Source organism: Campylobacter concisus, assembly GCF_002165785.1.
In the GTDB taxonomy this organism is placed as follows: domain Bacteria; phylum Campylobacterota; class Campylobacteria; order Campylobacterales; family Campylobacteraceae; genus Campylobacter_A; species Campylobacter_A concisus_W.
On the sequence record NZ_NDYO01000013.1, the window covers coordinates 55484 to 67985 of the forward strand.

A 12502-nucleotide genomic window follows, 5' to 3' on the forward strand; every position below is an offset into this window, starting at 1 on the left:
GCTTTATAAATTTGAGACTTTAGAGATTTACCCGACGAAGAGTCGGGTAAATTCGGGTTTACATCATACCACCCATGCCACCCATTCCGCCCATGTCAGGCATTGCAGGCATTGCTTTTTCTTCTTTTATCTCGCTGATAGTTGCTTCAGTGGTTAGTAACAAGCTAGCCACGCTAACAGCGTTTTGAAGCGCAACTCTCTCAACTTTTACTGGGTCGATGATGCCAGCTTCAAACATATTTACATATTCACCAGTTGCAGCGTTAAAGCCAAAATTTGCATCTTTGCTTATCTCAACTGCGTTTGCTACTACGCCTGCGTCAAAGCCAGCGTTCTCAGCGATTTGGCGAAGTGGAGCACGAAGCGCTCTTCTAACGATCTCAGCGCCGATTGCCTCATCACCTTGTAAATTTAAATTTACACTCTTTGAAGCAAGGATAAGAGCTGAACCGCCACCTACTACGATACCCTCTTCAACAGCTGCACGAGTAGCGCTTAGAGCATCATCAACGCGGTCTTTTTTCTCTTTCATCTCAGTTTCAGTCGCAGCACCTACTTTAATAACTGCCACGCCGCCACTTAGTTTTGCAAGGCGCTCTTGAAGTTTTTCTTTGTCATAGTCGCTTGTTGTCTCAGCGATTTGCGCTTTGATCTGAGTTATTCTAGCGTCGATCGCTGACTTTTCGCCTGCACCATTTACGATAGTTGTGTTATCTTTGTCGATAACTACGCTTGAAGCTTGTCCAAGGTCGTTTATAGTAGCGCCCTCAAGTGTTCTACCTAGCTCTTCACTGATAACTTCGCCACCTGTTAAGATAGCGATATCTTCAAGCATCGCTTTTCTTCTGTCGCCAAAGCCAGGAGCTTTAACAGCTGAGATGTTTAGCACGCCACGAAGTTTATTTACAACAAGCGTTGCAAGTGCTTCTCCCTCGATATCTTCAGCGATGATTAGAAGTGGTTTGCCACTCTTTTGTACTTGCTCAAGCACCGGAAGCAGATCTTTTAAATTTGTGATCTTCTTGTCAAATAGCAATATAAAAGGGTTGCTTAGCTCAACTTGCATCTTTTCAGGGTTTGTGATGAAGTATGGGCTTAGGTATCCGCGGTCAAACTGCATACCTTCAACAACACTTAGCTCGTCTTGGATAGATTTTGCCTCCTCTACTGTTATGACGCCATCTTTGCCGACTTTTTCCATCGCATCAGCGATAAGTTTGCCGATACTCTCGTCTGAGTTTGCAGAGATAGTAGCGATCTGAGCGATCTCTTTTGAGCCAGAAACTTTTTTAGAAATGTTTTTTAGTGCATCTATAAGAGCTGCTACTTCTTTATCCATGCCACGTTTTACTTCGATAGGATTTGCGCCAGCAGTTACGTTTCTAAGACCCTCTTTAAATATCGCATGAGCTAGCACAGTCGCTGTTGTAGTACCGTCGCCTGCTTGATCATTTGTCTTGCTTGCTACTTCTCTAACTAGGCTTGCACCCATGTTTTCTATAGTATCTTTTAGCTCGACTTCTTTAGCCACGCTAACGCCGTCTTTTGTGATGTTTGGAGCGCCAAAGCTCTTTTGGATAAGGACATTTCTGCCTCTTGGTCCCATTGTCACTTTTACAGCGTCATTTAGTTTTTTTACGCCCTCGTATAGGCGGTTTCTTGCATCATCAGAGTAAAAAATTTCTTTTGCCATTGTCTTTCCTTTTTTAATTATTTAATCACGCCTAAAACATCATCAATGTTTAAAACAAGATATGTTTTATCATCTAAATTTATCTCAGTGCCACCGTATTTTGCAAATACAACTTTATCACCAACTTTTACGCCCTCAGCTTCAGCGCCAACTGCTTTTACCTCGCCGCTTAAAGGTTTTTCTTTTGCGTTATCAGGTATAATTATGCCCGAAGCTGTCGTCTTTGTCTCTTCTACGCGTTCGACTAGGACACGCTTGCCTAATGGTTGAAAGTTCATTGTTCATCCTTTTAGTTTAATTGTCTTTTTTAGCACTCTTTATTTTTGAGTGATGAAATCCTAGCACTTTTTTCTAAAAAAGTCAATAATTTATAGTTAAATTTTATTAAAACTTTAGTCACTTATACTAAAGTTTTATGATATGTAAAACTAATATAAAGGAAATTTATGAAAAAAATAGCCTATTTAGTAGTGGCTTTGGGGCTGATAATCCTTTGCATTTTTGGCTTTATCTTTAGCTCTTTTGGTAATAAATTTATAGCCAACAAAATAGAAAAAGAGGCACTTGCTCGCGGTATCGATGTGAAATTTAAAGATTTTAACCTTGGGCTTAGCACGCTAAATTTAGAAGCGACCGTGATGAATGCCATAAATTTAAAGGCTAATGGCGATCTCTCCTTGCTTGCACAAAGTATGAATTTAAACATAGACATAAACGCCGACAAGGCAAAGGCTAGCGAGCTTGGACTTAAACAAGATATCGCGCTTAAGGCAAACGCGATCGGTAAGTTTAGCAACTTCAAGCTAGTGGCAACTGGCACGGCACTTGGTTCAAACATAAATTTAAATGCAAACTTAAAAGACTACCTGCCAAAAGCTCTAAATATTGACGCTAAAAACATCGAGCTTTCTGAGATATCAGCTCTTGTTAAAAAGCCGAATTTAGCTAGCGGTAAGCTTGATCTAACGAGCAACATGCAAGAGGTTGATGAGAAAAATGAGCCCATCATTAACGCTCAAATTTTAGCAAGCGATGCAGCGATAAACAAAGAAATTATAAAAAATGAATTTGGGCTAGATTTAGCAAAAGATATAAGTTTTAAAGGCGGAGTAAATGCTAAATTTGCAAATGAAAAAGTGAGTGCAAAAACCATTATCATCGCACCTGAAGCCACTTTAAAGGCAAATGAGACGACCTATGATCTAGCTAGTAAAAATTTAAAGAGCGACTTTTCGCTAAATGTGCCTGATCTTGCGCTTTTTGGCAAGCTCTTGGGCGAGCAGCTAAGTGGTGCAGTGGATGCAAACGGCGAAATTACAATGCAAGAAAATGCGCTTAAAAACTTAAAAGCTGAGATAAACGGCCTTGGCGGCAAGATAAATGCAAATTTTGATAGCAAAAACTTAGCACTAAATGCAACTAACATCAAGCTAAAAGAGCTTCTAGCGCTTGCTTTGCAGCCTAGCTACGCAGACGGGCAGATAAATTTAAACGCAAATTTTAGTGGCTTTGACGAGCTAAAAAAGCTTGTAGGCGAGGCTAAATTTGAGATAAAAAATGGCCTTATAGATAATGGTCTTGCAAAGCTTAAAAACGCAGCTAAATTTGAGCTAAAAGGTGGCGCCACAGCAAAAGGTGAGCTTGTAAATTTTGACGCAAACGTGCTTAGCGACCTTGGCGAGCTAAAGGATGTAAAGGGCGTTTATGACCTAAAAAACAGCCAAATTTTTAGCAAATTTGCCCTGCTTATTAGCGACCCTGAGAAATTTAAAGCAGTTAGTGGCTTTGAGGTGGGCTCAAAGATGGCGCTTGCGGGCGATGTGAAGGTTAGAGAGAGCAAGATAGATGAGCTAAATTTAGGTGGCGATGCCTTTGCTGGCAAGCTAAACGCCACCATAAAAAATGAAAATCTTGATCTTAGCCTAAAAGAGGCACAGCTAGGAGAAATTTTAGCCATAAGTGGCAACGATAGACTGGTAAATGCTAAGGCAAATGTCCAAGCAAAAGGACAAAATATCTTTAGCAAAAGCCCAAGCGTCGCCGCAACGATCGCTTTAAATGATGGCAAATTTAACACCGCAGCTCTTAGCAAAATGCTTGATAAAAAATTCCCTGAAAATGAGAAATTTAGCTCAAATTTGAGCCTAGACTATAAAGGCGATGTAGCGAAATTTAGTGGCGACTTTCTTAGCTCGCTAGCTGATATAAAGGGCCTAGACGGCAGCTTTGACGTGGGCAAAAGCACGCTAAGCTTAAAGCTTCAAGCCGTTGTTTCAGAGCTAAATAAGCTTGCATTTTTAGCTGGCCGCGAGCTTCACGGTAAATTTGCAGCGCTCATTACCGCAAATGGCAAAGTGGATGATCTAAGCGTAAAAGCTACCTCAGATGATCTATTTAAGGGCAAACTCGAGGCAAACTACAAAGGTGGCGCGCTTGATGCGGTGCTAAAAAATTTTGAAGTCAAAGGGCTAACGCAGACCCTAGCGCTTGATCATCTTTATGATGGCAACGGCGATGCTAAATTTGACTACGAAACGAAGCAAAAGTTCGGCAAATTTGACATCTTGCTAAAAGAGGGTCACCTAGCCAGTACAAATCTCACAAACAACATAAAAACCTTCACCGGCAAGGACATCACAAAAGAAATTTACAAAGACGGCAAAATTTACGGCGATATAAAGGGCGACAACGTCATCTTTAACGTAAATTTAAGCTCGCCAAAGAGCGATATAAAGGTTACAGGCGCCACTTATAATACCGTGACAAAAATGCTTAACGCGCCGCTTGTTTGCAGGCTAGAAAAGACCGACCTAAACGTGAAAATCACAGGCACGACAGATAACCTAAAATACGACGTCGGCTCGCAATATCTTGAAAATAAGGTCAAAAAAGAGATAGGTAGATTTTTAGATAAAAAGCTTGGCAAAGATGATGAAAGCACAAACGGCGAAAAGCAAAATTTAAAGGGGCTTTTAAAAGGGCTATTTTAGATGAAAAAGGCGGAAAATTTAAAGTATCTAATGGGGCTTGGGCACTTTTGTAGCGACATAAACCAAAGTGCCCTTGGCGCGATGCTGCCCTTTTTCATCGCGAGCTACCACTACGACTATGCAACAGCCGTCTCGCTCGTGACCGCCACAAATTTAGCAAGCTCGCTCATCCAGCCACTTATCGGCCGCCTAAGCGACAAAAAAGAGCTTCCCTACATCATCCCGCTTGGGCTGCTGCTTGCGGGCGGGGGCATGAGCCTCACTGGCTTTGTGACAAACTACTACCTCATCTTGGTCTGTGTGATGATAAGCGGTATCGGAGCCGCGCTCTTTCACCCAAGCGCCGCAAGGATCGTAAACTACGCCTCAAACGCACAAAATAGAGTAAAAAGCATAAGTATATTTTCATTTGGCGGAAACGCAGGCTTTGCCGTTGGACCTATTTTGGTCGCCGTTTTTGTGGGAAATTTTGGCCTAAAAGGGACGCTAGTCTTCATCATACCTCAAATTTTTCTGACACTTTTATACCTCAAAAAGGGCAAATTTATAAAAGCACTAGAAGGCAATCACAAAAAGCAAATTTCACAGAAAACTACCCTCTTAAAAGACGATTTGAGCGCATTTTTAAGACTTTGCGTATGTATATTTTCACGCTCGATCGTCGCATTTGGCTTTTCGGCATTTTTTAGCATCTACCTCATCAAAATTTTTGGCCTTAGTAAAGAGGCTGCAAATGTAAATTTGAGCCTGTTTTTTCGCCGCAGGTGCTATTTCCACGCTATTTGGCGGAGTACTAGCAGACAGATACGGTCTAGTTAGACTCATCAAAATAAGCCTAAGCATCGCCGCGCCGCTAGTCGTGCTAATGCTCTTTATCGATAGCTACGCGCTGTTTCTTGCGGCCTCCATCTGCGTGAGTGCTTGCATAAGCCTATCTTTTAGCCCTTCAATCGCCCTTGCACAGCTTTATCTACCAAATCAAATCGGCCTAATCTCTGGCGTAACGCTTGGACTTAGTATCACAATCGGCGGCATATTTGCAACGGTCATCGGAAAGATCGCTGACATTTTTAGCCTAACGCACTCATTTTACTTTATCGCTGCAGTATCGTTTACCTGCGCGGTTTCGAGCTACTTTTTAAAGCCAGTAAGCAAAACTTAAATTTATAAAAATAGCTCGCTAAAAGCGTAAAGCACGAGCTTGCCACCAAATATAACTGAGACTATCTCCCGCACAAGAGATCTCCCGCCTTTTTTTGACTTCACTACGAGGAGACGAGGCGAAATTTTACGATACGAATAGGCTCAAAAGCGGTAGTATTTTGTGATAGATTTAAATGTTGCACGGTTTAAATTTGCGCAGACTAGACGCATAAAAAATCTAAATTTTGGCTACCAAAACATCAAGGCAAAGTATCTTGTGATGATTTTAAATGTTACGAAGAAATTTTCGACCGAAGATAGAACATATAAGTTCAGCTCGTAATAATTTTAAGTTACCAAGACAAGAAAATTTTTGTTTTGTTTGGTAATTTTTAAAACCCAAGATGCAGTATTTTTTTGCTAGGCGAGGCGAAATTTTACGATACAAAGGAGCATACATATAGTATGTGACTGAAGTAGAGTGAAATTTCAACGACGTATAGCAGAAAAAGAAAAATCGCCTTATAACTTTCTCATCTTTGCTATCTCATCACGCAGCGCCGCCGCCTTCTCAAACTCCAGCTGCGCCGCCGCTTCAAGCATCTGCTTTCTTAGCTCTTTTACGATTGCGGCTCGCTCGCTAGCTGGCATCTTCTCTAAATTTTTACCTCGTTTATAAATTTCACCATCATCTTCGACGTGCAAGCTCTCTTCGATATTCCTGCTTGCAGAGTGCGGCGTTATGCCGTGAGCTTTGTTGTATTCATCTTGAAATTTACGCCTCGCAGTCGTCGTATCGATCGCCTCTTTCATCGAGTGCGTGATCTTTTTGGCAAACATTAGCACCTTGCCATTTACGTTTCTAGCTGCGCGCCCCATCGTCTGTATAAGGCTCGTTGTCGAGCGCAAAAAGCCCTCTTTATCGGCGTCCATGATCGCTATCAGGCTCACTTCAGGCAGGTCCAGCCCCTCACGGAGCAAATTTATGCCTATTAACACGTCAAATTCACCGCTTCTAAGCCCTCTAATGATCTCATTTCGCTCGATCGCGTCGATGTCTGAGTGCATATACTTGACCTTTACGCCAAGCTCAATGTAGTAGCGGCTTAGCTCCTCGGCCATCTTTTTAGTTAGCACCGTAACTAGCACGCGCTCACCTCTTGCGATGACTGCCTTTGCCTCGTCAAATAGCACCTCGACTTGATTGTCGCTATCTTTTATCTCGATGATCGGGTCAAGTAGTCCCGTAGGTCGCAAAATTTGCTCATAGACATGCCCCTGGCTGATACCAAGCTCATACTCGTTTGGCGTGGCTGAAACAAAGAGAAATTTCGCCTTTTTGCTTATAAACTCGTCAAATTTAAGCGGCCTGTTATCAAGCGCTGATGGCAAACGAAATCCATACTCCACAAGTACCTCTTTACGGCTCCTGTCACCCGCGTACATACCCCTAAACTGCGGCAAACTCACGTGGCTCTCATCTACGATAACCAGATAGTCTTTGCCGCTTATCTCAAAGTAGTCAAACATCGAGTACGGCGTCTCTCCGGGCTTTTGACCAGTTAGGTGGCGCGCGTAGTTTTCGATGCCCTTGCACATGCCCGTGCTTGCCATCATCTCAAGGTCAAACTCCACCCTTTGCTTTAGTCTCTGCGCCTCGACTAGCTTGCCCTGCTCGTTAAATTCTTTCAAACGCGCATCAAGCTCCTCTTCGATCTCTTTCATCGCGATCTTTAGTCTATCAGCGCCTACGATGAACTGGCTGGTGGCGTAAAGTGTAAATTTAGAGATATCCTTTAGTCTTTTGTTATCAAGCACGTCAAAATGATACATCGCATCGATCTCATCGCCAAAAAACTCAACTCTTAGGGCTTCGTCGTTATAGTAAGCTGGATAAATGTCCACCACATCGCCATTTACACGAAAGTCGCCCCTGTCAAAGTAGTTGTCATTGCGCTTGTAGCCCATATCCACAAGCTGTTCTAAAAGCTTTCTTTGGCTTATCTTCTCACCCACGCTAAGATATGCCACCATCCCCTTATACTCGCTTGGATTACCAAGGCCGTAGTTTGCAGAGACTGAGGCGACACAGATGACGTCGTCAAAGCTTAGCAAGCTAGCCGTTGCAGAGAGGCGCAGGCGCTCAAGCTCTTCATTTACCGAACTATCCTTTTCTATATATAGGTCGCTTCTTGGGATGTAGGCCTCTGGCTGGTAGTAGTCGTAGTAGCTTATGAAGTACTCGACATGATTTTTTGGGAAAAAGCCCTTAAATTCGCTGTAAAGCTGAGCAGCTAAGGATTTGTTATGCGTCATGATAAGCGTTGGCATGTTTAGCTCACGTATGACATTTGCCATGGTGAAAGTTTTGCCGGACCCTGTCACACCTAGAAGTGTTTGGTATTTATTGCCTGATTTTATGCTTTTTACTATCTCTTTTATCGCTCTTGCTTGGTCGCTGCTTGGGCTAAATTTAGATGAAATTTCAAATTTACTCATTGATTGCCTTTAAATTTGGGCGAATTTTATAGCAAAGATAGTGCTTTGTCAAATGAGAATTTTAATAAGAATTTAGCCTCTGCGTGTTAGAATACGAGCCTAATTATTATTTTAAAGGAATCTTGATGTTTGAAGACAACGCTATCTTAACCACACTAAGCGATAAAGTAAATGACCTGATTACAAAATATGACGAACTTTGCAAAACGAACGAAGAGTTGCGTAATGAGATCGTAACTTTAAAAGCACAAAATGAGGCAAAAAGCAATCAAATCATGCGTTTAGAAGAGGATCTTGACAAGAAAAATACCGAAGCTGACGATGTAATGAGAAAAATCGAAGCTGTCCTTGGCAGATAAGCTTGGCTAAAATATGAAAAAAATTACGCTCACGATATCATCTCGCGACTACACGATCACGCTTGATGATGATTTTGCTAAATTCTTTGAAGATGACTGGCAAAATTTAATGGGCGGACGCCAATTTATCGAGCCAAAAGAGCTTTTAAATGCCTTTATAGAAAAATGTTATGAAAATTATGCTGTGATAAAGACAGTAAAAAATTTAACTGGCAACGTTGATGAGATATTAAAGCGAGAAGAGAGATGAAGAGACGAGCTTACACCTTGCTTGAGCTAATATTTATAGTAGTTATACTAGGTATTTTAAGCACAGTCGCTATACCTAGACTATTTTTTTCTAGAAGCGATGCTACCGTCTCAAATGCCAAAACTCAACTTGCCGCTATAAGAAGTGGAATTTCACTAAAATATAATGACAACATCTTGCAAGCAAAGCCAGAATTTCCACAAAAACTAGACGATGGCGATCCAAGTAAACTTTTTAAAAATGTTATAAATATACCGATAAAAGATAGCGGTAGCAAAAATGGCTGGCACAGAATAGGCGATGACAAATACACATTTAGGTTAGATGGAAAAGTAGCAAATTTCAAATACGACAAAAGTACTGGAGATTTTGGTTGCAGTGATGAAAATGAAATTTGCAAATCACTTCAATAATGCATTATTACATACTCGCATTTTATGGGCTAAATTTAGCCCCGCTCACTTATGAAAGCGATCAAAAACTAGAAAAATTTCAAGGTGTAAAAGCTTCTTTAAGAGGCAAAATTCTCACTGCTTTTATCATAAAAGAGACTGGCAGGCCAGAGTTTAAAACAAGTAAAATTTTAGAAATTCTACCGATCAATCTAACTTCAATGCAAAGTGAATTGGCAATATTTATCTCAAAATATTACACATGCGAGCTTGGCGTCAGCCTAAATTTATTTGAACCAAACGACACTATTGCCACAGATCAAATTTATGAAAATCAAAATTTTAATGTGGCACCCAAACTAAGCGAAAAACAGCAAGAGGCTTTGGATTTTATAAATAAACGTAAAATTTCACTCATCTTTGGCGACACTGGAAGCGGAAAAAGCGAGATTTACATCGCTAAGATCAGAGAAATTTTAAACGCAGGCAGCCAAGCACTATTTTTAATGCCTGAAATTTCACTCACGCCACAAATGCAAAAACGCCTTGAGAGCTTCTTTGGCGAGGCAGTGGCTGTTTGGCACTCAAAGATCGCATCAAAGAAAAAAGAGCAAATTTTAAAAGATATAAAAAATGGGAAAGTTAGACTCGTTGCAGGTGCAAGATCGGCTTTATTTTTACCACTTGAGAGGCTAAAACTTATCATCATAGACGAAGAACACGACGATAGCTACAAAAATACAGGCTCAAAGCCCCACTACAGTGCAAGAGACCTTGCCCTCTTTCTAACTAGTAAATTTGATCTACAAGTGGTGCTTGGAAGTGCCACGCCAAGCCTTACTAGCTTTTATAAGCAGGAGCATTTTCGCTTAAAAGGGACATATTTTGATTCGCAAAAAAATTACATTTTTGATGAGAGCGAGACCGGAATTAGTGAAATTTTAAAAGATGAAATTTCAAAGACACTCGCGAATAAAAAACAAGCTGTCATCTGCCTACCAACAAGGGCAAATTTTAAATATCTAGTCTGCAAAAACTGCGGTGAAACGCTAAAGTGTCCATTTTGCAGTATCGGTATGAGCTATTACAAAAAACAAAACGTGCTAAAGTGTCAATACTGCGAGCATAAAATGGCAGTGCCAAAGACCTGCCATCAGTGCGGTAGCGAGATGATAGAGGCCAAAAAAATTGGTACTAGCGAGCTACTTGAGCGGCTGCAAGCTGAGTTTGCGAACGTCAGAATCGCTAAATTTGATAGGGATGAAATAACGACGCAAAACAAGCTCGTAAAGGCCTTAAAAGAATTTAACGACGGCAAGATAGACATCCTTCTAGGCACGCAGATGCTAAGCAAAGGGCATGATTATCACAACGTAGAGCTTGCTGTCATCATGGGATTTGACGAGCTTTTAAATTTTCCTGATTATAAAGCCAGAGAGCGAACGCTCGCTCTTGCCATGCAAGTAGCCGGAAGAGCTGGTAGAAATGGAGTTGGTAGAGTCATCATCCAAAGTAAGCAAAGAGAATTTTTTGAAGGCTTCATTAGCGACTACGACGCATTTTTAAAAGAAGAGATTGGCTACCGCGAGGGGCTTTATCCGCCTTTTACTAGGCTCCTTCGCATTATCATCTCGCATAAAGATGAAAACATAGTAAAAAATACGATGAATGAATTCGTACAAAGAATAGAACCTTTAAGAAGCGATGAGCTTGAGATTATAGGATACGGAAAGTGCCAGATAGAGTATCTTGGAAGTAAATTTAGATATGAAATTTTACTCCGCTCAAACTCTCATATACCTCTTTTAAAAGCTGCAAACCTATGCAAAAGCGAACTTAGCGATATCGATATAGACCCAGTCAATTTTACTTAAAATGTTAGTCTAAAAACTATTTAACAAAGACATGGTAAATTTTAAAATAGATAATAGAGAAACCTAAGGCTTATGAAAGCATTATGAAATTTGATAAGTTGGCTATAAAGAGTAAGTAAAATTTTAGAAACTACATCCAATAAAAATACTAATTTTTATAAACTATTAAAAATAAATTTTCAAGCCTTTTAAAAGCCATTTTTCTTTATAATCCCCAATAAAAATTTAAAGGCAAAATTTTGCAACGATACCCAACAAAACAGATAAAAATTCGCAATGTTTTAATAGGTGGCGACGCGCCAATATCCGTGCAGTCGATGACCTTTTCAAAGACAAAAGACGTAAAAGGCACGCTTGAGCAGATACAAAGGCTATATTTTGCGGGCTGTGATATCGTGCGTTGCGCAGTTTTTGATAAAGAGGACGCCAGCGCGCTAAAACAGATAGTTGCAAGCTCCCCAATACCAGTCGTTGCAGACATTCATTTTAATCACACCTATGCGCTCATCGTTAGCGAATTTGTCGATGCTATCCGCATAAATCCAGGCAACATTGGCTCAGCCAAAAACATAAAAGCAGTCGTTGATGCCTGCAAACAGCGAAATTTACCTATCCGCATAGGCGTAAATTCTGGCTCGCTTGAAAAGCAGTTTGAGGACCGCCACGGCCGCACTGTGGAGGCGATGGTGGAGAGTGCGATGTATAACATCAAGCTTCTTGAGGATTTTGACTTTACAGATATCAAAATTTCACTTAAATCAAGCGACGTTGAACGCACAATGCAAGCTTATAGAGCGCTTCGACCAAAGACAAACTATCCGTTTCATCTTGGTGTTACTGAGGCAGGTACCACTTTTCACGCAACTATCAAGTCCGCGATCGCACTTGGTGGACTTTTGCTTGAAGGCATCGGCGATACGATGAGAGTTAGCATAACAGGTGAGCTTGAAGAAGAGATCAAGGTCGCAAAGGCGATCTTAAAAGATAGTGGCCGCCAAAAAGAGGGACTAAATATCATCTCATGCCCAACTTGTGGGCGTTTGCAAGCTGATCTAATGGCTGCAGTAAAGCTCGTAGAAGAAAAGACAAAAGGGATAAAAGAGCCGTTAAACGTCTCAGTTATGGGTTGCGTGGTAAATGCGATCGGCGAGGCAAAAGGCGCAGATGTTGCCATAGCATTTGGCAAAGGAAATGGCATGATCATGCGTCACGGCGAAGTGGTCGCAAGACTGCCTGAGAGCGAGCTTGTAGATAGATTTTTACAAGAGATCGATGATGAGATAAAAAGTAGGAACTAAAGGA

At 41.1% G+C, this 12502-nt stretch carries 12 protein-coding genes; 9 read left to right on the plus strand and 3 right to left on the minus strand.

Annotation, left to right across the window (positions count from 1 at the left end):
• Positions 1-58: 58 nt before the first annotated feature.
• Positions 59-1693 (minus strand): chaperonin GroEL, encoded by a 1635-nt coding sequence (groL, locus tag B9N62_RS09700; protein WP_087585316.1) that lies wholly within the window; start codon positions 1691-1693, stop codon positions 59-61.
• A 17-nt stretch (positions 1694-1710) separates the two neighbouring features.
• On the minus strand, positions 1711-1971 hold the full coding sequence (gene groES, locus B9N62_RS09705; RefSeq protein ID WP_087585317.1) for a co-chaperone GroES: 261 nt from the start codon (positions 1969-1971) through the stop codon (positions 1711-1713).
• A 168-nt stretch (positions 1972-2139) separates the two neighbouring features.
• Between groES and B9N62_RS09710 the strand changes: the two genes are divergently transcribed.
• From B9N62_RS09710 to B9N62_RS10665, 4 genes are all read left to right on the plus strand, one after another.
• Positions 2140-4683 carry a tryptophanyl-tRNA synthetase gene (locus B9N62_RS09710; protein WP_087585318.1) on the plus strand — a complete coding sequence of 848 codons (2544 nt, stop codon included), beginning with the start codon at positions 2140-2142 and terminating at the stop codon, positions 4681-4683.
• Positions 4684-5502 carry an MFS transporter gene (locus B9N62_RS09715; RefSeq protein ID WP_180382191.1) on the plus strand — a complete coding sequence of 273 codons (819 nt, stop codon included), beginning with the start codon at positions 4684-4686 and terminating at the stop codon, positions 5500-5502.
• Positions 5453-5845, plus strand: a complete 393-nt coding sequence (locus B9N62_RS10560) for an MFS transporter (RefSeq protein ID WP_180382192.1) — start codon at positions 5453-5455, stop codon at positions 5843-5845. The genes B9N62_RS09715 and B9N62_RS10560 overlap by 50 nt, the downstream gene beginning before the upstream one ends.
• A 162-nt stretch (positions 5846-6007) precedes the next feature.
• The gene (locus tag B9N62_RS10665) at positions 6008-6169 is read left to right on the plus strand and encodes a hypothetical protein (RefSeq protein WP_219336790.1); all 162 of its coding nucleotides are present in this window, start codon (positions 6008-6010) and stop codon (positions 6167-6169) included.
• A 179-nt stretch (positions 6170-6348) separates the two neighbouring features.
• Here B9N62_RS10665 and uvrB read toward each other — a convergent pair whose 3' ends face one another.
• Entirely contained in the window at positions 6349-8325 is a 1977-nt protein-coding gene (uvrB, locus tag B9N62_RS09720; protein WP_087585319.1) for an excinuclease ABC subunit UvrB, read from the minus strand.
• A gap of 125 nt (positions 8326-8450) precedes the next feature.
• Here uvrB and B9N62_RS09725 point away from each other — a divergent pair, with 125 nt between their 5' ends.
• From B9N62_RS09725 to ispG, 5 genes are all read left to right on the plus strand, one after another.
• Entirely contained in the window at positions 8451-8684 is a 234-nt protein-coding gene (locus B9N62_RS09725; RefSeq protein ID WP_021091279.1) for a cell division protein ZapB, read from the plus strand.
• Positions 8685-8697: 13 nt separating this feature from the next.
• Positions 8698-8934 carry a hypothetical protein gene (locus B9N62_RS09730; protein ID WP_087585320.1) on the plus strand — a complete coding sequence of 79 codons (237 nt, stop codon included), beginning with the start codon at positions 8698-8700 and terminating at the stop codon, positions 8932-8934.
• Positions 8931-9347 carry a type II secretion system protein gene (locus B9N62_RS09735; RefSeq protein WP_087585321.1) on the plus strand — a complete coding sequence of 139 codons (417 nt, stop codon included), beginning with the start codon at positions 8931-8933 and terminating at the stop codon, positions 9345-9347. The genes B9N62_RS09730 and B9N62_RS09735 overlap by 4 nt, the downstream gene beginning before the upstream one ends.
• Entirely contained in the window at positions 9347-11200 is a 1854-nt protein-coding gene (locus B9N62_RS09740) for a primosomal protein N' (RefSeq protein ID WP_087585322.1), read from the plus strand. Before B9N62_RS09735 ends, B9N62_RS09740 begins: the two co-directional genes overlap by 1 nt.
• A gap of 239 nt (positions 11201-11439) precedes the next feature.
• A complete protein-coding gene (ispG, locus tag B9N62_RS09745) occupies positions 11440-12498 on the plus strand; it encodes a flavodoxin-dependent (E)-4-hydroxy-3-methylbut-2-enyl-diphosphate synthase (RefSeq protein WP_087585323.1) in 1059 nt (352 codons plus the stop codon).
• Positions 12499-12502 lie beyond the last annotated feature (4 nt).